At 70.6% G+C, this 19,349-nt stretch carries 19 protein-coding genes and 1 pseudogene; 8 read left to right on the top strand and 12 right to left on the bottom strand.

Translation table 11 applies throughout. The features are described 5' to 3' along the window. Positions 1-31: 31 nt before the first annotated feature. Positions 32-832: a sugar phosphate isomerase/epimerase family protein gene (locus AQI95_RS30695; RefSeq protein ID WP_067131167.1), complete on the bottom strand. Its 801-nt coding sequence runs from the start codon at positions 830-832 to the stop codon at positions 32-34. Between the two features lie 17 nt (positions 833-849). Then, positions 850-1,779, bottom strand: coding sequence for a bifunctional helix-turn-helix transcriptional regulator/GNAT family N-acetyltransferase (locus AQI95_RS30690; protein ID WP_067131164.1), 930 nt, complete (start codon positions 1,777-1,779; stop codon positions 850-852). Positions 1,780-2,129: 350 nt separating this feature from the next. Between AQI95_RS30690 and AQI95_RS30685 the strand changes: the two genes are divergently transcribed. Both AQI95_RS30685 and AQI95_RS30680 read left to right on the top strand, forming a co-directional pair. Continuing rightward, a complete protein-coding gene (locus AQI95_RS30685; protein ID WP_208614310.1) occupies positions 2,130-2,420 on the top strand; it encodes a hypothetical protein in 291 nt (96 codons plus the stop codon). Positions 2,421-2,516: 96 nt separating this feature from the next. Then, the gene (locus AQI95_RS30680) at positions 2,517-3,773 is read left to right on the top strand and encodes an FAD-dependent monooxygenase (RefSeq protein WP_208614309.1); all 1,257 of its coding nucleotides are present in this window, start codon (positions 2,517-2,519) and stop codon (positions 3,771-3,773) included. Here AQI95_RS30680 and AQI95_RS30675 read toward each other — a convergent pair. Continuing rightward, positions 3,759-4,814, bottom strand: coding sequence for a LacI family DNA-binding transcriptional regulator (locus AQI95_RS30675; protein WP_067131158.1), 1,056 nt, complete (start codon positions 4,812-4,814; stop codon positions 3,759-3,761). The genes AQI95_RS30680 and AQI95_RS30675 overlap by 15 nt on opposite strands. A 223-nt stretch (positions 4,815-5,037) precedes the next feature. Here AQI95_RS30675 and AQI95_RS30670 point away from each other — a divergent pair, with 223 nt between their 5' ends. Genes AQI95_RS30670 through AQI95_RS30660 form a run of 3 tightly spaced genes read left to right on the top strand, consistent with a single transcriptional unit; the run spans position 5,038 to position 8,167 of the window. Further along, positions 5,038-6,189 (top strand): Gfo/Idh/MocA family protein, encoded by a 1,152-nt coding sequence (locus AQI95_RS30670; protein ID WP_067131156.1) that lies wholly within the window; start codon positions 5,038-5,040, stop codon positions 6,187-6,189. After that, entirely contained in the window at positions 6,186-7,337 is a 1,152-nt protein-coding gene (locus AQI95_RS30665) for a dihydrodipicolinate synthase family protein (protein ID WP_067131137.1), read from the top strand. The genes AQI95_RS30670 and AQI95_RS30665 overlap by 4 nt, the downstream gene beginning before the upstream one ends. Continuing rightward, entirely contained in the window at positions 7,334-8,167 is an 834-nt protein-coding gene (locus tag AQI95_RS30660) for a sugar phosphate isomerase/epimerase family protein (protein WP_067131134.1), read from the top strand. The genes AQI95_RS30665 and AQI95_RS30660 overlap by 4 nt, the downstream gene beginning before the upstream one ends. 61 nt (positions 8,168-8,228) lie before the next feature. On the opposite strand, the gene AQI95_RS30655 is transcribed toward AQI95_RS30660, so the two are convergent. After that, on the bottom strand, positions 8,229-8,435 hold the full coding sequence (locus AQI95_RS30655; RefSeq protein ID WP_067131131.1) for a DUF397 domain-containing protein: 207 nt from the start codon (positions 8,433-8,435) through the stop codon (positions 8,229-8,231). Further along, complete coding sequence (locus AQI95_RS30650; RefSeq protein ID WP_067131128.1) at positions 8,422-9,246, bottom strand: helix-turn-helix domain-containing protein; 825 nt, start codon at positions 9,244-9,246, stop codon at positions 8,422-8,424. Before AQI95_RS30650 ends, AQI95_RS30655 begins: the two co-directional genes overlap by 14 nt. Before the next feature lie 128 nt (positions 9,247-9,374). Between AQI95_RS30650 and AQI95_RS30645 the strand changes: the two genes are divergently transcribed. Then, positions 9,375-9,659: a hypothetical protein gene (locus AQI95_RS30645; protein WP_067131126.1), complete on the top strand. Its 285-nt coding sequence runs from the start codon at positions 9,375-9,377 to the stop codon at positions 9,657-9,659. Here AQI95_RS30645 and AQI95_RS50405 read toward each other — a convergent pair. Beyond that, a pseudogene (locus AQI95_RS50405) lies at positions 9,652-9,770 on the bottom strand (transcriptional regulator); the annotation flags it as partial. The gene AQI95_RS30645 and the pseudogene AQI95_RS50405 overlap by 8 nt on opposite strands. 58 nt (positions 9,771-9,828) lie before the next feature. Here AQI95_RS50405 and AQI95_RS30640 point away from each other — a divergent pair. Beyond that, on the top strand, positions 9,829-10,179 hold the full coding sequence (locus AQI95_RS30640) for a Rossmann-fold NAD(P)-binding domain-containing protein (RefSeq protein WP_425264931.1): 351 nt from the start codon (positions 9,829-9,831) through the stop codon (positions 10,177-10,179). 35 nt (positions 10,180-10,214) lie between these two features. Here the strand turns inward: AQI95_RS30640 and rbsD are convergent, their stop codons facing one another. The 5 genes from rbsD to AQI95_RS30615 are packed head-to-tail and all read right to left on the bottom strand — an operon-like array spanning position 10,215 to position 16,078. Next, positions 10,215-10,595 (bottom strand): D-ribose pyranase, encoded by a 381-nt coding sequence (gene rbsD / locus AQI95_RS30635; protein WP_067131123.1) that lies wholly within the window; start codon positions 10,593-10,595, stop codon positions 10,215-10,217. Beyond that, a complete protein-coding gene (locus AQI95_RS30630) occupies positions 10,592-11,494 on the bottom strand; it encodes a ribokinase (RefSeq protein WP_067131120.1) in 903 nt (300 codons plus the stop codon). The genes rbsD and AQI95_RS30630 overlap by 4 nt, the downstream gene beginning before the upstream one ends. Before the next feature lie 57 nt (positions 11,495-11,551). Further along, positions 11,552-13,504 (bottom strand): ABC transporter permease/substrate-binding protein, encoded by a 1,953-nt coding sequence (locus AQI95_RS30625; protein ID WP_067131117.1) that lies wholly within the window; start codon positions 13,502-13,504, stop codon positions 11,552-11,554. After that, positions 13,494-15,026, bottom strand: coding sequence for a sugar ABC transporter ATP-binding protein (locus AQI95_RS30620; protein WP_067131114.1), 1,533 nt, complete (start codon positions 15,024-15,026; stop codon positions 13,494-13,496). The genes AQI95_RS30625 and AQI95_RS30620 overlap by 11 nt, the downstream gene beginning before the upstream one ends. Then, positions 15,023-16,078, bottom strand: coding sequence for a LacI family DNA-binding transcriptional regulator (locus AQI95_RS30615; RefSeq protein WP_067131111.1), 1,056 nt, complete (start codon positions 16,076-16,078; stop codon positions 15,023-15,025). Before AQI95_RS30615 ends, AQI95_RS30620 begins: the two co-directional genes overlap by 4 nt. 742 nt (positions 16,079-16,820) lie before the next feature. Between AQI95_RS30615 and AQI95_RS49230 the strand changes: the two genes are divergently transcribed. Continuing rightward, on the top strand, positions 16,821-18,557 hold the full coding sequence (locus AQI95_RS49230) for an eCIS core domain-containing protein (protein WP_067131108.1): 1,737 nt from the start codon (positions 16,821-16,823) through the stop codon (positions 18,555-18,557). Between the two features lie 127 nt (positions 18,558-18,684). Here AQI95_RS49230 and AQI95_RS30605 read toward each other — a convergent pair whose 3' ends face one another. Next, positions 18,685-19,167, bottom strand: coding sequence for a hypothetical protein (locus AQI95_RS30605; protein ID WP_067131105.1), 483 nt, complete (start codon positions 19,165-19,167; stop codon positions 18,685-18,687). Between the last annotated feature and the right edge of the window lie 182 nt (positions 19,168-19,349).

Raw genomic sequence — 19,349 nt, 5'->3', positions numbered from 1 at the left:
TCCGCGGCCGGCTCCGTGCTCGGGGCCGCGGTCAGGCCGCTTCGCCCAGCAGCCGAAGCAGATGATCCCGCCCCGCACCGAGCAGCCCCGCAAGCGGCGCAGCCGACTCGTACCACCGCTTCTCGTACTCCCAGCACAGCCAGCCGTCCCACCCGTGCCGGCAGAGCACGTCCACGCACTCGGTGAGCGGCAGCACGCCCGAGCCCAGCGGCAGCGGCACCGTGTCCTCGGCCGAGGCGATGTCCTTGACCTGCACATATCCCAGGTACGGGGAGAGCGCCGCATAGGTGTCGGAAGGCTGCTCGCCGCCCAGCCAGGTGTGCATCACGTCCCACAGCGCGCCCACCTGCCGGTGTCCGACCGGACCGAGCACCCGGAGCGCGGCGGCACCGGTGGGGTGCGAGTCGTGCGTCTCCAGCAGGATCCGCACCCCGAGCGCCGCGGCGTCCTCGGCGGCGGTGCCGAGCCGGCCGGCGGCGAGGGCGTCGGACTCCTCGCGGGGGCGGTCCGGGTCGCCTCCGGGGAAGACCCGGACGAACGGCGCGCCCAGATCGTGGGCGAGCCGGAGCAGATCCCGGATCTCCGCCAGTACGGGGGCGTCCGCACCGGCAGCGGCGACGCGCGCGTATCCGGCGATCCCCAGCACCTCGATCCCGGCCTCCTTGAACAGGGCCGCGGTCTCGGTGCGTTCGGCGGGGGAGAGGCCGGGATGCACCGGCTCCTGCGGGTGGGCGCGCAGCTCGACGCCGTGGTAGCCGTGCGCGGTGGCGAGTGCCAGGACCTCCGGGACGGGCAGTCCGGGGACACCGAGGGTGGAGAACGCCAGCTTCATGGCTCGGACCCTACTCGTCATGTGCCCGATTCGTGCAGATCCAGCCGCCAGTCCTGCCCTACGAGATCCTTTCCGAAGGAGCGGTGCGGTCGCTCGGCGACGAGGACGAAGCCGTGCCGCTGGTAGATGCGGCGGGCGCTGCCGAGCACGTCGTTGGTCCACAGCACCAGCTCGCGGTAGCCGACCCCGCGCGCGAAGTCGATCACGGCCCTGACCAGCCGGTCCCCGATGCCGTGCCCGCGTGCCTCGGGCTCGACGAGCAGCAGCCGCAGCCGGGCGGCACCGGGTGCCTCGTCCCGTACGCACATCACACAGCCCGCCGGACGGCCTGCCCGCTCGGCGATCCACACCCGCTCCAGATGCGGGTCGTGGTCCTGCGCGAAGTCGGCGACGATCCGGGCGACCAGCCCCTCGTAGTCGGCGTTCCAGCCGTATTCGGCCGCGTACAGCGCGGCGTTGCGCTGCACGATCCAGCCGAGGTCGCCGGGGCGCGGCTCGCGCAGCACGCCCTCGTGGGATCCGCCGGGCCGGGCGCCGAGGATGTCCTGGATGGCCCGCATGGCCTCGGCCAGCCGTGGCCGGTCGGCCGGGGGCACGGTGTCGAGCAGCGCCCCGACGCTCGCGCGGGCCCGCTCCTCCAGCAGCCCGGCGGCCGCCCGGCCCGGCGCGGTCAGCCGTACGCTGCGCCGGCGAGGATCGCTCCGGGAGGGCCCCCGCTCGACCAGCCCGGCGTTCTCGAACTTGTTCAGGATGCGGCTCAGATACCCGGCGTCCAGGTCGAGCAGGGTGCGCAGATCGACCGCGTCCAGATGCGGCACCTGGGCGAGTTCGTGCAGCACACGGGATTCGGTGAGGGTGTAGGGGGCGTAGAGGCGGCGGCCGTGGTCGAGGGCGCCGATGAGGCCCGTGTAGAAGCGGTTGAAGGCGCGGACGTCCTGGACGGTCATGATCGCCCCCGGTTGCTCGACAGATGCTTGACTCAGTCAGCGATACCGTCCCTCCGAGCCTAGGTCCGCCGGTCTCCCACGTCCACGGCCCGGCCGCGCCGGCACCCCAACTTCCTTTGCCGGATATTTCTTTCCGTGCCCGGCCCTGCCTTTGACATCCCCGCGCCTGCATCGTAGGTTTGAAGCAAACGTCACTTATGTCCGTTTTTATCGGCAGTGACGATCCGCCGCCGGAAGCGCATCGCGAGCGGCGGACGACGCGCAGAGCTACGCGCAGGCTCTGAGAGCGCAGGCGAACGGCCCATCGAGGCCGCCGGAAGATCCATTACACCCTCGGAGAGGGGTCCATCATGCGCGCACACACCTCACGTATCAGGAGAGTGGCCATCGCGGTCTGCTCGGCACCGATCCTGGCCCTGGCGGCCGGAGCCGGAGTCGCGAGCGCTGCCACCACTGCCGCTCCGACCAACGTTGTCGCCGACCACGGCGGCGGCGGCGGTTGGGGAGACCACGGCGGCGGCGGCTGGGGCGACGGCGGCTGGGGCGGCGGCTGGGGTTGGGGAGACCACGGCGGCGGCGGTGGCTGGGGTTGGGGTTGGGGTTGGGGCGGCGGCGGCTGGGGCGGCGACAACTGTGACTGACCGCCGGTCGTGACCTGACCTTCCGCACGACAAAGGATGGATCCGGGTGCCCTGAGGGGCACCCGGATCCATATGACTCCGAACGACCCCGTGGCCATGAAGAGCCGTGAAGGCGGTGACCGGATGAGGATCGTCTGCGTGGGTGGAGGCCCGGCCGGGCTGTACTTCTCGATCTCCGCGAAGCTGCGGGACGCCGGCCACGAGATCATCGTGATCGAGCGGGACCCGCCGGAGGCGACGTACGGCTGGGGCGTCGTGTACTGGAACGATCTGCTGGACATCCTGCACCGCAACGACCCCGAGAGCGCGCGGGTGGTGAGCGCCGGCTCGGTGCTCTGGCAGGGGCAGGACATCCAACTGCACGGCAGCAGGCACGACGGTACGGCGCACTTCGGGGGCTACGGCTACAGCATGGGCCGCGCCGCTCTGCTGGAGGCGCTGACCCGGCGCGCGAAGTCCCTCGGCGTGGACGTCCGGCACGAGAGCCTGGCCGACCCCGCCGACCTCCCGGAGGCCGACCTGGTCGTGGCCGCCGACGGTGCGGGCAGCCGGCTGCGGCAGAGCCGTGCCGAGCGCTTCGGCACCAGGACGGAGACCGGCCGCAACCCCTACATCTGGCTCGGCACGGACCGGCAGTTCGACAGCTTCGTGTTCTGCTTCGAGGAGACCCCCGCGGGCTGGATCTGGTTCCACGCCTATCCGTCGGTCGAGGGACGGATCAGCACCTGCATCGTGGAGTGTTCACCGCAGACCTGGCAGGGGCTCGGCCTCGACACGCTCGACCCCGAGGACGCCGTACCCCTGCTGGAGAAGATCTTCCACCGCGCGCTCGACGGCCACTCCCTGATCAGCAGGTCACGCGGCGAACCGGCGAAGTGGCAGCGCTTCACGCACATCAGCAACAGAACCTGGGTCGACGGCAATGTCGTCCTCGTCGGCGACGCCGCCCACACCACCCACTTCACGCTCGGATCCGGCACCCGGCTGGCGATGATCGACGCGATCGTGCTGGCCCACAGCCTCACGCACCACGCGGACCTCGGGGCGGCGCTGCGCGCCTACGACGAGCACCGCCGCGAGGAACTGCACCCCGTCCAGGCCGGAGCGCGCTCCAGCATGGCCTGGTTCGAGCAGCTGGACGACTATCTGGACCGTGACCCGGTCGCCTTCGCCTACGCCATGTCGGTCCGCACGGGCAAGCAGTCCCCCTGGCGCTACCAGGTCCACCTGGCCACCCAGATCCCCGCCCTGCGCAAGGCCCAGCTGGCCTTCGACACGGGCCGCCGCTGGTACCGCGACCGCCGCAGGGGCGAGGCCCCGCTGCCGCTGCTGGGCCGGTCACGTCCCCACTGACCGGGGCACCCCCGAAGACCCCCGGACCATCAACTCCCCCTGAACGGAGGCGACACCCCCGGGCGGCGCCTCCGCCCGCCCCATGGCGATGCGCCCGGCCCGCGCCCCGGCCTCCGCGAGCGGCAACCGCACCGTCGTCAGCGAGGGCACCGCGTCCACGCTGAAGGGCAGATCGTCGAACCCGGCCACCGAGACGTCCTCGGGAATCCGCAGCCCCGACTCCCGCAGCGCCGCGCACGCTCCGAGCGCGACGGAGTCGTTCGCGGCGACGACCGCCGTCAGCGAGGGGTCGCGGCGCAGCAGCTCCAGCGTGGCCTCGTGACCGGACTGGCGGTCGTAGCGCCCGTGCACCGTCCAGCGCGGGTCGTCCTCGACGCCCGCCGCCCGGAGCGCCGCGCGGTGGCCCTCCAGGCGGTGCCGGGTCGTCGTGCGCTCCTCGGGGCCCGCGATGTAGCCGAGGCGGCGGTGGCCGAGGCCGAGCAGATGCTCGGTGAGCCGGCGCGCGCCGCCCCGGTTGTCGAAGGTGAGGGCCACGGCGTCGGTGCCGGGCGCCGGCGGCCGCCCGCACAGCACCACCCGGGTGCCCGCCTCCGTGAGCTTGCGCAGCTTCGCCGCGACCGCCGCCGCGTGCGGCGCGTACTCCACGGCCCCGCCGGTCAGCACCACGGCCGCCGCCCGCTGCCGCTGCAGCAGCGTGAGGTACGTCAGCTCCCGCTCCGGCGAGCCGCCCGTGTTGCACACGACCGCCAGCCGCTCGCCGCCCGCCCGGCCCCCCGGGCCGCAGATCTCGGCCTGGATCGCGCTCGCCATGATCCCGAAGAACGGGTCGGCGATGTCGTTGACGAGGATGCCGACCAGGTCGGAGGTGGCCGCGGCGAGGGCGCTCGCGGGGCCGTTGAGGACGTAGTCCAGTTCGTCCACCGCCCGCAGCACCCGCTCGCGCGTGGAAGCGGCCACCGGGTAGTTGCCGTTCAGCACGCGCGACACCGTCGCGGGTGAGACCTGGGCGCGGGCCGCCACATCAGCCAGGGTCACCGTCATGTCGTCGTCCTCCGGTCGTGCATCGTGTCGTACGCCCTCGTAGACAGCCAGGCCCAGCTGCTGGTTCCGAGAAACCGTCGAGCAGACCTTAAAGCCATGGCCCCGGCGTGTTCGCCCCCTCGAACGACTCGAAGGGGACACGGTCTTGTACGGACCGGTGTCCTGCGGTTAGCTTCTCGGCAGTAGAAAGCGCTTGCTGAACTCGTCCACGAAAGGGACTGACGTGACACGCAAGACGGTGCGTATCGCCATGAACGGCGTGACCGGGCGGATGGGTTACCGCCAGCACCTCGTCCGGTCGATCCTCGCCCTGCGCGAGGCGGGCGGGCTCGACCTCGGCGACGGCACCGTGCTGTGGCCGGAGCCGATCCTGCTCGGCCGCCGCGAGCACGCCCTGCGGCGGATCGCCGAACGGCACGGCCTGGAGCACGTCTCCACCGACCTCGACGCGGTGCTCGCCGACCCCCGCGTCGACATCTACTTCGACTCCCAGGTCACCTCCGCCCGCGAGGAGGCCGTCACCAAGGCGATCGCCGCCGGAAAGCACATCTACACCGAGAAGCCGACGGCGACGTCACTGGCGGGCGCCCTCGAACTCGCCCGTCTCGCCCGCGAGAAGGGCGTCAAGCACGGAGTGGTCCAGGACAAGATCTTCCTGCCGGGCCTGCTGAAGCTGAAGCGGCTCGTCGACGGCGGCTTCTTCGGACGGATCCTGTCCGTCCGGGGCGAGTTCGGCTACTGGGTCTTCGAGGGCGACTGGCAGCCGGCCCAGCGCCCCTCCTGGAACTACCGCGCCGAGGACGGCGGCGGCATCGTCGTCGACATGTTCCCGCACTGGGAGTACGTCCTGCACGAGCTGTTCGGCCGCGTGACCTCCGTCCAGGCCCTCGCCACCACCCACGTCCCGCAGCGCTGGGACGAGCGGGGCAAGCCCTACGACGCCACTGCCGACGACGCCGCCTACGGCATCTTCGAGCTGGAGGGCGGCGCCGTCGCCCAGATCAACTCCTCCTGGGCCGTGCGCGTCAACCGCGACGAACTGGTCGAGTTCCAGGTCGACGGCACCGAGGGCTCGGCGGTCGCCGGTCTGCGCAGGTGCCGCGCCCAGCACCGCTCCGCGACCCCCAAGCCGGTCTGGAACCCGGACGTCCCGGCGACGGAGGTCTTCCGCGACCAGTGGCAGGAAGTGCCGGACAACGGGGACTTCGACAACGGCTTCAAGGCGCAGTGGGAGCTGTTCCTGAGGCACGTCCACACCGACGCGCCGTACCACTGGGACCTGCTGGCCGGCGCCCGTGGCGTGCAGCTCGCCGAGCTGGGCCTGAAGTCCTCCGCCGAGGGCCGTCGCATCGACGTGCCGGAGATCTCGCTGTGACCCTCCGACTCCCCGCCGCCGACGGCACCCTGCGGACGTACGAGCCCCGCGCCGAGCCTCTTCCCGCCCGGCCCGGCACCTCCTTCACCTCCCGTACGGTCTTCTCGGCGGCCCATGTCGTCGCCGACCCCCGCGCCGACGTCTCGCCCGACTCGCCCGCCGCCGTCGACTGGGACGCCACCCTCGCCTTCCGCCGCCATCTGTGGTCGCACGGGCTCGGTGTCGCCGAGGCGATGGACACCGCCCAGCGCGGTATGGGCCTGGACTGGGCGGGCGCGGCCGAGCTGATCCGCCGCAGCGCCGCCGAGGCGCGCGGCGCGGGCGGCCGGATCGCCTGCGGAGCCGGCACCGACCAGATCACGGGCGGGACGCTCGCCGACATCCGCGCGGCCTACGAGGAGCAGCTCGCGGTCGTCGAGGAGTCGGGCGCCCAGGCGATCCTGATGGCGTCGCGGGCCCTGGCCGCCGTCGCCTCCGGCCCGGAGGACTACCTGGAGATCTACGGCCGCCTGCTCCGCCAGTGCGCCGAGCCCGTGATCCTGCACTGGCTGGGCCCGATGTTCGACCCCGCGCTGGAGGGCTACTGGGGTGCGGCCGACCTGGACGCCGCGACCGAGGTGTTCCTGGAGGTCGTCGCCGCCCACCCGGACAAGGTCGACGGCATCAAGGTGTCCCTGCTGGACGCGCGCAGGGAGATCGAGCTGCGCCGCCGCCTGCCGCGCGGGATCCGCTGCTACACCGGCGACGACTTCCACTACCCCGAGCTGATCGCCGGCGACGACCAGGGCTTCAGCCACGCCCTGCTCGGCGTCTTCGACCCGCTGGGCCCGCTGGCGGCCGAGGCGGTACGGCTCCTGGACACGGGGGACACGGCCGGGTTCCGGCGGCTGCTGGACCCGACCGTCGCCCTCTCCCGCCATCTCTTTCAGCCGCCGACCCGCTACTACAAGACGGGTGTGGTCCTCCTCGCCTGGCTCGCCGGCCACCAGGGGCACTTCACGATGGTCGGCGGTCTCCAGTCGGCCCGCTCCCTCCCGCACCTGGCCCGCGCCTACGAACTCGCCGACGGCCTCGGCCTGTTCCCGGACCCGGGGCTCGCGGAGGAGCGGATGAGGACTCTGCTGTCGCTGTACGGGGTGACCTCATGACGGCCGGTCTCGCGCGCTTCAGCATCAACCAGATGACCGTGAAGCAGCTTTCCATGCCCGAACTCGCGGCAGCGTGTGGCGAGTCGGGTGTCACCCAGGTGGGTCTGTGGCGTGCACCGGTCCAGGAGTACGGCCTTCGGGCAACGGCGAAACTGATGCGCGACGCGGGCCTGACGGTGACGACCCTGTGCCGGGGCGGCTTCCTCACGGCGACCGAGCCGCAGGCGCGTGCCGTCGCCCTCGCCGACAACCGCCGGGCGATCGAGGAGGCGGCCACCCTCGGCACGGACACCCTCGTCCTGGTCTCCGGCGGCCTCCCCGCGGGCTCCAAGGACCTGTACGGGGCCCGGGAGCGGATCGCCGACGCCCTCGCCGAACTGGGCCCCTGCGCCGAGCGGCACGGCGTCCGCCTGGCCGTCGAGCCCCTCCACCCCATGTACGCCTCGGACCGCTGCGTGGTCTCCACCCTCGCCCAGGCCCTGGACCTCGCCGAACGCTTCCCGGCGCACCAGGTCGGGGTCACCGTCGACACCTACCACGTCTGGTGGGACGACCAGGCGCCCGCGCAGATCGGGCGGGCGGGAGCGGGCGGACGTATCCACGCCTTCCAACTGGCCGACTGGATCACCCCGTTGCCGCAGGGCGTTCTCAACGGGCGGGGCCAGATCGGCGACGGTGCGATCGACATGCGCGAGTGGCGCGGTCTTGTGGAGGCGGCCGGGTACACGGGCCCCGTCGAGGTCGAACTCTTCAACGACGAACTGTGGGCCAGGGACGGGCGGGAGGTGCTGGCGGAGACGGTGGAGCGTTTCCACAGCGTATTCCAATGAGCGGGGCTCAATTCTGTGAAAGGGGCGGCTATTCCTGTGGAATACCCGGGCCTCTCGCAATTCAGCCCGCTATGTGACCTACCGTGACGGCGGTGACGAAGGAGGTCCAGCTGTCGGCCGAGAAGAGCAGAGCGGGCCTGGAGATGTCCTTGCTGTCGCGGACGGGAACGGCAACATGGCCACGTGCGACTTCCAGGCATTCGCCCTGGCCGCCGCCGCTGTAGCTGGACTTGTACCACCCGGTGAAGGTGTTCTCACTGCTGACCATGCGTGTGTTCCTTCGCTGCGGCCCTGACAAGGGCCAGTGACTCCTGTTGCGACAAGGCATCGCTCAGAGCCAGAGCGTAAGCGGTCTCACAGTGACCCACCAGGGCCGGATCGTCCATGAGATTTCCGGTCATGAAGCCCTCGACGTAGGCGGCTGGGGCGGAGTCCGCAAAGCTCATGAGCGTGAGCAGGCTCTCCATGAGCGAGTGCGCGCCGACGCCGTAGGGCAGAACGTGCAGGCGTACCCGTCCTGCCTCTGCCAAGTCCGCGACTGCGTTCAACTGTTCCGACATGACCTGAGGGCCGCCGACACATCGCCGGACCACGGCCTCGTCCAGCAGTGTCCATACGACAGGACGCGCAGACCGGTCGAGAAGCTGTCGACGTTTCGTTCGGATGACAACGGCCTCGTCAAGTTCCTCCGTGGTGTGGTTCGGCTGGTAGGCGCGGAAGAGAGCCCGTGCGTAGCCGTCCGTCTGAAGTACGCCCGGCATGAGCGTCAGGGCGAACAGCCGGATCAGAGTGGCCTGTTTCTCCAACTCGGCAGCCGCCGCAAAATGGTCGGCGTACTTCGACTCCAGGTCCTCCAGCCACCGCTCGAAGAACCCGTCCGTCTTCAGCGCCAAGTCGATCCGGCGCGCGTCATCCGGTTTCGGCAGTCGTCTCCCCGCCTCGTAATGGCTGATCAGCGTGGGTGAGCACACGACCAGCTCGCCCAGCTGCTCCTGCGTGAGCCCGGCTGCCACCCGTCGCAACCTCAACTCCTCGCCGTACTTCTCACGCGGGGTCCTCGGCCTGCGGGCAACGCTCATCGGGCCAACTCCCTTGCTGACAGGCGCGGTGTCAGATCTCCATCCCTGGCAGCGTAGCCATCACCGACCCCACTCTGTGAGTGATTCACCACAGAACGCAGTGACCGCAGGTGAGAAAGCAGGTCGGCATGACAGATCTCCTGCCCGTTCGAGGGCGCCTCCTTCCCTGGACCGGTGCGGACGGCAAGCCCTGCTATCTCGTGGGCGACGGCGCGGGGTACGTCTCCCGGCTCGCCGACCGGATCGAGAGCGTGCAGCTCGGCATGGCGGACGATCTGCTGGAGCACGCGGCCCGGCTCCTCGCGGAACAGCGGCTGACGGGCGAGGAGTTGCGCTATCTGGCCCGACGCCTCAGCGAGTCCCTGGCGGACGTCAGGCGGGTCGCGGAGAGCAGGGGCGCCCGGCTCAGGTAGCCGCGAGTGTCCGGGTGCCGAGGACGACGGCGAGTGCGAGGCGCTCGGCGTGCTCGGTGCCGGGCTCGGCGGTGTACACCGTGAGCGCAGGTCGTCACCGGAGGCGGTCAGCCGCAGGTCGGCGACGAGTCTCGCCTCGTGCTCGGCCTGCTCCTGCGCGGTGTGCACGGTGCGGTTCCTCTACTACGCCCACGAACTCCAGCGTCATGCCGGGCCCGGCGTCGACGTGACGGTGTACGAACCCGGCTGGATGCCCGGCACCGACCTGGGCAGAGGAGCGCCCGCGGTGCTCCGGGCGATCGGCCGCGGCATCGCGCACCTGCCCCGGGTGGCCACGCCGGAACGCTCCGGGCCGGCCCTGGCCTCGGTCGCACTCGACGAGAAGTGGGCGCACCTGCGCGACGGCGCGTTCGTGGTGCGGGACAAGGTGACCGAGGTGCGGCCCGTCGCCCAGGACCGCGACCGGGAGCGCCGCCTGTGGCAGGCCACCGCGCAGCTCCTCGCGAACGCGCACGTCTGACCGGCCGGTTCCGCACCGATGCGCGCCGTGCCCGCCTAGAAGAACACCCCGCACCGCAGCAGCACATTGGCGTACGGCCGAGCCTCCCCGGTGCGGACCACCAGCCGGGCGCCCGCCGTGAGCTCCTTCAGCCGCTCGTGCGGGACCAGCTCCAGCCCCGGGAAACGGCCCTCCAGCAGGGCCCGGTTCTGGCCGCTCAGCTCCCGCGCCGCCGTCGCGCCCTCCACCACCAGCTCGGCCAGCAGGCCGTCCAGGACCTCGGCGAAGGACGGGACACCGGCACGGAACGCCAGGTCCACCACGCGCGGCCCGGCCGGGATCGGCATGCCCGCGTCGCACACCAGCACCCCGTCCCCGTGCCCCAACTCGGCCAGCGCGCCGGCCAGATGACGGTTGAGGATCCCCGCCTTCTTCACAGCAGGTCGACCTCCCGAGCCGTCGGATACGACTCCTGCGCGCCCCGCTTCGTCACGGCCGCCGCCCCGACCCGGGCCGCGTGGGCCGCCGCCTCGGCCAGACCCGCCCCCGCCCCCAACCGCCAGGCCAGCGCGGCCGTGAACGCGTCGCCCGCGCCCGTGGTGTCCACCGCGTCCACCTTCACCGACGCCACCCGCGTCACCCCCGAGGAGTCGCACACCAGCGCCCCCTGCGCGCCCAGCGTGACCACCACCGAGCGCGGGCCCTTGGCCAGCAGCAGCCGAGCCCAGTGCGCCGGGTCCTCGCTCACACAGGACTCCCCGAGGATCACCCGCGCCTCGTGCTCGTTGACGATCAGCGGATCGCAGGCCGCGAGCACCTCCGTGGGCAGCGGCTGCGGCGGGGACGGGTTCAGTACGAAACGGCTGTCCGGGGACAGGTGCCGCACCACCTCCACGACCGTCTCCAGCGGGATCTCCAGCTGCGCCGACACCACCTTGGAGGCGAGGAACAGGCTCACGGCCGCCCGGACGTCCGCCGGGGCCAGCCGGGCGTTGGCGCCGGGTGACACGACGATGCTGTTGTCGCCTTCGGGGTCCACGGTGATCAGCGCCACGCCCGTCGGCGCCCCACCCACCAGCACGCCGACCGTGTCGACGCCGGCCGTGCGCAGGGAGTCGAGCAGCAGCCGACCGTGGCCGTCGTCGCCGACCCGGGCCAGCAGGGCCGTGGCCGCGCCGAGCCGGGCGGCGGCGACCGCCTGGTTGGCGCCCTTGCCGCCCGGGTGGACGGCCAGGTCGCCGCCGAGCACCGTCTCACCGGCGGCCGGCCGCCGCTCGACATCGATCACCAGGTCGGCGTTGGCCGAACCCACGACCAACAGGTCGTAGCCGTACATCAGTTGACTCCCCTTGTTCCGCTGAGAGATGGCCCGCCCGGTGTCGGCCGCCGGTGGTCAGCCGCTGAATCCGGCCACGTTGTCCTTCGTGACCACCTTCACCGGTACCTTCACCGTCGACTCCACCTTCTTGCCCTGGACCGCCTTCAGCGCGTTGTCCACGGCAATCCTTCCCAACTGCGTCGGCTGCTGGGCGACCGACGCGTACAACGTGCCGCTCTTCACCGCCGTCAGTCCGTCCGGGGTGCCGTCGAAACCGACCACCTGCACCGAGGTGCCGGCCTTGGAGCCGAGCGCCTTGACCGCGCCGAGTGCCATCTCGTCGTTGGCGGCGATGACGCCCTGCACGTCCGGGTGGGCCTGGAGCAGGTTCGACATCACGTCGAGTCCCTTGGTCCGGTCGAAGTCGGCGGGCTGCTGGGCCAGCACCTGGACACCGGGATAGGCCTTGAGCCCGTTCGCGAAGCCCTGCGCCCGCTCCCGGGCCGCCGACGTACCCGCCTGCCCCTGCAGGATCACGATCCTGCCCTTGCCGCCGAGCTTCTCGGCGATCGTCCGGGCCGCCAGCTCACCGCCCGCCACGTTGTCGGAGGCCACCAGGGCGTCCACGTCCGCCTTGTTGACGCCCCGGTCGACGGCGATCACCGGGATCCGCGCCTTGTCGGCGGCCTTCACCGAGTTGCCCGCCGCGTCCGAGTCCACCGGGTTGACGATGATCGCGCCCAGGCCCGAACTGGTGAAGTTCTGCAGCTGGTTGGCCTGCTGGGAGGCGTCGTTCTGGGCGTCCGTGACGGTCAGGTCCACGCCCAGCTTCTCCGCCTCGGCCTGGGCGCCGGCCCGGATCTGCACGAAGAAGGGGTTGTTGAGCGTGGACAGCGACAGGCCCATCCGCGGGGTCGTGGAGGACGAGGAGCCACCGTGCAGGAAGGAGGTGGCGCCGACGACCGCCACGGTCACGACGGCCGCGAGGGCGTACGTCGCCGCCTGCCTGCCCCTGCCGCCGGGAGCCCCGCCGGTGGTCACCGCAGCCGCCCCGGCCTTGCGGCGCACGGTGTCCAGCAGCACGGCCAGCGCGATGACGACACCGATCACGACCTGCTGCCAGAAGGCCGACACGGACAGGAGGTTGAGGCCGTTCCTGAGCACCGCCAGGATCAGCGCGCCGATCAGCGTGCCGGACGCCTTGCCGGTGCCGCCCGCGAGCGAGGCACCGCCGATCACGACCGCGGCGATCGCGTCCAGCTCGTAGCCGTCGGCGGCCTGCGGCTGCGCCGAGGACAGGCGGGAGGCCAGCACGACACCGGCGACGGCCGCGAACACCCCGGACAGCGCGTAGATCGCGAGCTTCTGCCTGCGCACCCGAAGCCCCGACAGCCGCGCGGCCTCCTCGTTGCCGCCGATGGCGTACATGGAGCGCCCGATGTACGTCCGCCCCAGCACGAGGGCGGCGATCAGCCCCATCACCACCATGACCAGCACGGGCACCGGCAGCCAGCCGCCGAGCGTGTCCCCGAGATGCGAGACCGAGCCGGGGAAGGCGATGGGGGAGCCCTGCGAGATGACGAGCGCGAGACCACGGCCCACCGACAGCATCGCCAGCGTCGCGATGAACGGCGGCAACTTGCCGTAGGCGATGAGGAAACCGTTCACCAGACCGGCCACGACACCCGTGCCGAGCCCGAGGAGCACGGCGACCGCCACCGGCACCCCGGCCTGCGTGGCGCTCCAGGCCAGCACGGTCGCCGACAGCGCGGCCACGGAACCGACCGACAGATCGATACCGGCCGAGACGATCACGAAGGTCACCCCGAAGGCGAGGATCGCCGTGACGGCCGCCTGCACACCGATGTTGAGCAGATTGTCGGTCGTCAGGAAGTCCCCGGACAGCGCCGACAGGGCGATGACCAGGACGATCAGCGCGGTGAGCGCGCCGTTGTCGAGGAGCAGCCGGCGCAGGCCGCCCGGGGCGCCGCTCGCGCCCGCCCGGCTCTTGAGCGTGTCAGTGGCCACGGCTGGCCTCCTTCGCAGTGTTCTTCTCAGCGGTGGGGGTGGAGACGGCGAGCGCCATGACGGCGTCCTGCGTGGCGTCGGCCGCTCGCAGCTCGCCGGCGATCCGGCCCTGGGCCATGACCAGCACCCGGTCGCTCATGCCCAGCACCTCCGGCAGATCGCTGGAGATCATGAGTACGGCGGCGCCGGCGGCGGTCAGCTCATTGATCAACTGGTAGATCTCGACCTTGGCGCCGACGTCGATCCCGCGCGTCGGCTCGTCGAGGATCAGCACCTTGGTGTCGGCCAGCAGCCACTTGCCGATGACGACCTTCTGCTGGTTGCCGCCGGACAGGGTCCGTACCTGCTGCCCGAGCCCGGCCATCCGCACGCCCAGCTGCCCGGCCATCCGCTCGGCGGCCACGTGCTGGGCCTTGCGGTCGACGAACCCGCTCCGGGTGGCCGCGCGCATGGTGACCAGCCCGAGGTTCTCCTCGACGGAGGCGTCGAGCACCAGCCCCTGCCCCTTTCGGTCCTCGGGCACGAGCCCGATCCCGGCGGCCATCGCGGCGTTCACGTCATGCCGCTTGAGCCGGTCGCCGGAGACCTTCACGACCCCGTCGTCGTACGGATCGGCCCCGAACACGGCCCGTACGACCTCTGTCCGCCCGGCACCCACGAGCCCGGCGATCCCGACGACCTCCCCGGCATGCACCTCGAAGTCCACGTCGTGGAACACACCGTCCCGGGTCAGCCCCTCGACGGACAGCAGCGCGGCGCCACGGTCGGCCCGTCGGCGCGGATACTGCTGCTCGATGGACCGCCCGACCATGAGCCGTACGAGTTCGTCCTCGGGAGTCGAAGCCGGGACCTGTCCGACACTGCGGCCGTCCCGGATGACCGTGACCCGGTCCCCCAGGGCGGCGATCTCCTCCAGATGATGGGTGATGAAGACGATCCCCACACCGTCCGCGCGCAGTTGACGCACGATGCCGAAGAGCTTGTCGACCTCCTCCGAGGTGAGCACGGCGGTCGGCTCGTCCATGATGAGCACGCGCGCGTCCAGGCTGAGCGCCTTGGCGATCTCGACCATCTGCAGCCGCGCGATGCCGAGTTCGCGGACACGCGCGCGTGGTGAGACGTGCACCCCCACGCGCGCGAGGAGGATTTCGGCCTCGGCCTCCATCCGCTTCCGGTCGATCATCCCGAAGCGCCGGGGCTGGCGCCCGAGGAAGATGTTCTCGGCGACGGTCAGATCCGGGACGAGATTGAACTCCTGGTAGATGGTGGCGATACCGAGCCGGGCGGCGTCCTGGGCACCATGAACACGCACCTCGCGCCCGTCGACGAGGATCCGCCCGGCATCGGGCGTATGGGCCCCGGAGAGCATCTTGATGAGCGTGCTCTTGCCGGCGCCGTTCTCACCGAGCAGCACATGCACCTCACCCCGGCACAGATCGAAGTCGACGCCGTCGAGCGCGACCACGCCGGGGAAGGTCTTGCGTACGCCCTCGATGCGCAGCAACTCGTCCGGGTTGCTCACGACGTGCTCCTTTGCACTGGGGAGGGGGACAGATCGGCGGAGGGGGCCTGCGCCGGTGCGGCCGGCTCCCCGCACGAGCGCCGCACGACGAGCCGGGCGGGCAGCGTCACCGACCGCGGCGTCCGCCCCTCGATGCGGTCGACGAGGGCCCGTACGGCGGCCCGCCCCAGCTCACCCGTCGGCTGGGCGATCGCGGTGACGGGCGGATCCGTGTGCACGAACCAGGGGATGTCGTCGAACGCGGCGAGCGCGATGTCGTCGGGAACGCGCAGCCCACGCGCGCGTACGGCGTCGAGCGCACCCAGGGCCATGAGGTTGTCGGCCGCGAAGACGACCTGCGGCGGCTCGGGAAGATCCAGGAACCCCTCGGTCACCCGCCGCCCGCTCTCGGCCTGGAAGTCGCCCTGGCCGATGTAGGCGCCGGGGAGCGCGAGCCCGTACTCGGCGAGGGCGTCCCGGAAGGCCTCGACGCGCTCACTGCCGGTCGTGGTGGCGGCGGGCCCGGCGATGATCGCGAGCCGCCGATGCCCGAGCGCGTACAGATGCGCGACCAGATCCCGTACGGCGGCCCGCCCGTCGGCCCGTACGACGGGCACGTCCAGACCGGGGATCCACCGGTCCACGAACACCATGGGCGTCCCGGCGCGAGCGGCGTCGAGCATCAGCGGGGACCCGCCATCGGTGGGCGAGACGAGCAGCCCGTCGATCCGCCGGTCGAGCAGATTGCGCACGTGATGGTCCTGAAGCTCGGGCCGCTCGTCGGCGTTCCCGATGATCACGCTGTACCCGAGCGCCCTGGCCTCCTCCTCCACGGAGCGTGCCAGCTCGGTGAAGTAGGGATTCAGCACGTCACTGATCACGAGCCCGAGGGTGTGGGTCTGATCGGTACGCAGCGACCGGGCCACGGCGTTGGGCCGATACCCCAGCTCCTCGACGGCGGCCAGTACCCGCGCCCGCGCATCGGCACTGACCGACGGATGCGCGTTCAGAACACGCGACACCGTGGCCACGGACACCCCGGCCGCGGCGGCCACGTCCTTGATGCTCGCCATCGACGGGCTCACCTCCTCGTGAGACTCTCCGCCGGCACGGTGCCGTGTAATCGATTCCACGCCGTGCCGCAGAAAGGATTGGAATCGATTACACGGGGAGGAGGCAAGAGCCCGAGGGCCGACCGAAACCCAATCGTGACCAGGGTCGGATGCGGCACCCGGGGGCGGCTTCACCCGGGGTCGGCCGGTACGGGACTGCCGTCGGGGAACGCGGCGAGGGCCGTGGCCTCGGTCTGGCCCTGGAGCGACGGGCAACTTCTTGGAGGCATGGACGTTGCCCCCGCGACCGCACGACACGGCAGCGGTTCGCAAGGGCCGTCCTCCGCCAACACGTGTATCCGCACCGGGAAATGAGCAACAGAGCCCCCTGCTGTGGTGCGCGGACGTCATCGGTCAAGAAGCCAATCGGCAGATCTGGGCCACCCTCACCGCATGCCCGGGCGCTCAGCCCGCGAAGGCACCCGGCGTCCCTCCGTCATCCGTGGCACAAACCTGCCGATCGCCGCCGACACCCTCCGGCATGTCCCCCCCGCGACTCCGCTGGCTCGGCCACGGCAACCACCAGCTCAGGCGCTCGGCGATCGGTCACCTTGTCCCGCCGTATTCCAACAGAGATCAACTACGTCGGCCGTCGCTGCACGGCATCGTGTCCACAATCAGGTGAGAAGCCTTGTGCGTTGCCTCCCCGTGAAACGATCACGGTCCCGCGCCCGGCTGCAGCCCGCAGCCTCGAAAGGACCCGATGCACGCCAACGAACAAGCCCAGACGTCCGATGGCAAGCGCCCCATCCGTGCACCCGCCAACACCTCGCGCGGTGACGTACCCACGGGCCTCCTGGCTCTCCAGGCGAGTGCCGGCAACGCAGCCGTTGTACAGATGCTTCGCCAGGCCGGCCGTTCACGGGCCCAGGAGCAGCATCAGCACAATGCCGACTGTGGCCACCAACAGGCTGAGCAGCCCGCAGTGCAGCGGTCCGCCGTGCATGACGTCCTCCGCTCCAGCGGTCGGCCCTTGGCCGACGCCACCCGCGTCGACATGGAGACCCGCCTCGGGGCTGACTTCTCCGACGTCCGTATCCACACGGACAGCGCGGCCAAAGCCTCGGCGGCCGAGATAGGCGCGCGTGCCTACACCTCCGGCAATCACGTGGTGATCGGCGACGGAGGCAGCGACAGACACACTCTCGCCCATGAACTGACCCACGTGATCCAGCAACGCCAAGGGCCCGTCACCGGCAGTGACAACGGGGCCGGACTCAAGGTCTCGGACCCGTCCGACCGGTTCGAGCGTGAAGCCGAAGCCAACGCGACACGGGTGATGTCGATGGCCGGGCCTCAGCGGACGGCCATGTCGCCGGGTCCGGCAACTGGCCGTGAGGCTCCGCAGGGGCAGGCGCCTCACGGAGCGGCGGTGCAACGTGCGATCAAGGTCACCCCGGACGGTTATGCGAGAGCCAAAGGCGTTGCGGACAGAAGTGCCCTTACTCGTCCACAAGTCATGGAATACCTCAAGGCAGCAGTCTTCGACGACTATCGACTGGCAGTGCAGTACGCGGAGGACGGCGGCAAAGCCCTCAAGGCGAGGTTCAAGGCGACAATCCGATCGGAAGGAAACGGTGCCGCCGAGCTCGACCTTCTGGTTGCGGAAGTCAACAGGGTCATGGCTGCGGATGTCCCCGAAGCGTACCGAGCCAACAAGGACACGCGGTACTCCGTGGACCCGCTGGCGGGATACGAGCACCAATCCGTCGGTGTCGACGCTCCGTGGGCGAACGATGTGGCAATGTGGGATGAGTTCGGGCAAGGCCTGGGAGAGCATGCCCAGGATGCGACGGAGACATTCGGTCGCGTAGGGAATGAGCCGCTCAAGCAGCTCACCTGGGAGCAGGCCAAGCAGCTTTTGCCCAGACCGCTGGTGAACCTGATCTTCGATGTTCGATTCCAGTTGGAGAGCGGAGCCCTCATCGATGAGCGGACACCGAATCAGCTGGCCAGGAGAGATGCAACGCCCAATGAGCCAGGCACGCTGCGAAGCTGGCACCAGGACGACGCAGGCCGGCTCCCCTCCACCAACGCGGACCACCGCCAGGGTGCGGACCAATTCCGTGATCAGGTTCCGCAGGAAAGCCGCAACCTCCACGACCACTACAGTGCCAATTCCCAGTCAGGCACAGGATCCTCGATCCAGAACGCCGCAGGATTCCCGCGAGGATTCGCCGAGTACACCGGGACTGGATCAAACTTCGAGCACAATACCAAGGTTGTGCTCGATTACATCCAGAAGCGTGTCTACCTGACTTTGACACACTATCAATACTGGGGCCTTGCCCAGACGAACGGACGCACATACTTCATACCCTCCGACACTCAGGACACGGCTCAGGCCGGGGGGAACATCACAGCGAAGATGGGAGACCTGAAAATCCCCGCGGACACGCCATATCAACTCATGAATCCCTGGGTCCAAATCCTGGCGTAACTCACCGAGACCTGACAGTAGGTCACAGTGTCGGTTCCCCGGCGGCGTGGCTGCCGGGGACCCCGCTCATCAGGATCGGCACCAGGGAACCGGCTTGCACGACCTGTCGGACACGCAATGGAGCGGATCAGAGCCAGAAGGCGATGGCGAGGCCGACCAGTACGCCGATGCCGACGAGGCCGCCGAAGATGCCGAAGCCGATGGCGACCTTCACGCTGGTGGGCATGAGTTCCCGCCAGCCCAGCTCCCGGGCCACTCCCCGGATCAGGCGATGGCCGTCGGCGGACGAGAAGCGGTACCGGGTGCCGTCCGGGTTCCGGGACGTGACGACGTACAGGCTCCGGCCGGAGGACACCGATCTGCCCACGCGTATGCGACCCGGGTCGGCGTCGTATGTGGTGCCGCGCACGATGTCCGCCATCGTGAACGCCTTCTCCGACGGCCGCAGCGCGACGCGGTAGGTGTGCTCTCGTCGCTCCCGGCCGTGGACGTCCACGACGAGGTCGAACCCCTGCCCGGTACGGCGCATCCGGTACGACGAGCCCGCGACGGCAGCCTCGATACGGTCCTGGAACTCCCCGACGGCGTCTGCCCTGCTGGCTCCCCACATGGGGACGCACAGTAACAGCGCCCGATGTCAGACCCCATGGGTACTGTCGGTCGTGTGGAGGCGCGCGCTCGCGCAGGGACCCTGTGGCGGGGCTGTGACGTCAGGCGGTTGCAGTCGCGATCACCAACTGTGAACATGGCAAGGGCGGAAACGTTTCTTATCAGCCGGTACCGGGGGAGGTC

Source organism: Streptomyces yokosukanensis, assembly GCF_001514035.1.
Lineage (GTDB): Bacteria > Actinomycetota > Actinomycetes > Streptomycetales > Streptomycetaceae > Streptomyces > Streptomyces yokosukanensis.
The sequence above is the reverse complement of the archived record's forward strand: the minus strand, read 5'-3'. Positions and strand labels throughout refer to the sequence as shown.

Bases quoted from the DNA above. Each gene is read 5' to 3' on its own strand.
- AQI95_RS30645 (WP_067131126.1), top strand. From the start codon at position 9,375: ATGACAGATCTCCTGCCCGTTCGAGGGCGCCTCCTTCCCTGGACCGGT.
- AQI95_RS30650 (WP_067131128.1), bottom strand. From the start codon at position 9,246: ATGAGCGTTGCCCGCAGGCCGAGGACCCCGCGTGAGAAGTACGGCGAG.
- AQI95_RS30605 (WP_067131105.1), bottom strand. From the start codon at position 19,167: ATGTGGGGAGCCAGCAGGGCAGACGCCGTCGGGGAGTTCCAGGACCGT.
- AQI95_RS30695 (WP_067131167.1), bottom strand. From the start codon at position 832: ATGAAGCTGGCGTTCTCCACCCTCGGTGTCCCCGGACTGCCCGTCCCG.
- AQI95_RS30680 (WP_208614309.1), top strand. From the start codon at position 2,517: ATGAAGAGCCGTGAAGGCGGTGACCGGATGAGGATCGTCTGCGTGGGT.
- AQI95_RS49230 (WP_067131108.1), top strand. From the start codon at position 16,821: ATGCACGCCAACGAACAAGCCCAGACGTCCGATGGCAAGCGCCCCATC.
- AQI95_RS30615 (WP_067131111.1), bottom strand. From the start codon at position 16,078: ATGGCGAGCATCAAGGACGTGGCCGCCGCGGCCGGGGTGTCCGTGGCC.
- AQI95_RS30690 (WP_067131164.1), bottom strand. From the start codon at position 1,779: ATGACCGTCCAGGACGTCCGCGCCTTCAACCGCTTCTACACGGGCCTC.
- AQI95_RS30685 (WP_208614310.1), top strand. From the start codon at position 2,130: ATGCGCGCACACACCTCACGTATCAGGAGAGTGGCCATCGCGGTCTGC.
- AQI95_RS30660 (WP_067131134.1), top strand. From the start codon at position 7,334: ATGACGGCCGGTCTCGCGCGCTTCAGCATCAACCAGATGACCGTGAAG.
- AQI95_RS30630 (WP_067131120.1), bottom strand. From the start codon at position 11,494: ATGTACGGCTACGACCTGTTGGTCGTGGGTTCGGCCAACGCCGACCTG.
- AQI95_RS30675 (WP_067131158.1), bottom strand. From the start codon at position 4,814: ATGACGGTGACCCTGGCTGATGTGGCGGCCCGCGCCCAGGTCTCACCC.
- AQI95_RS30655 (WP_067131131.1), bottom strand. From the start codon at position 8,435: ATGGTCAGCAGTGAGAACACCTTCACCGGGTGGTACAAGTCCAGCTAC.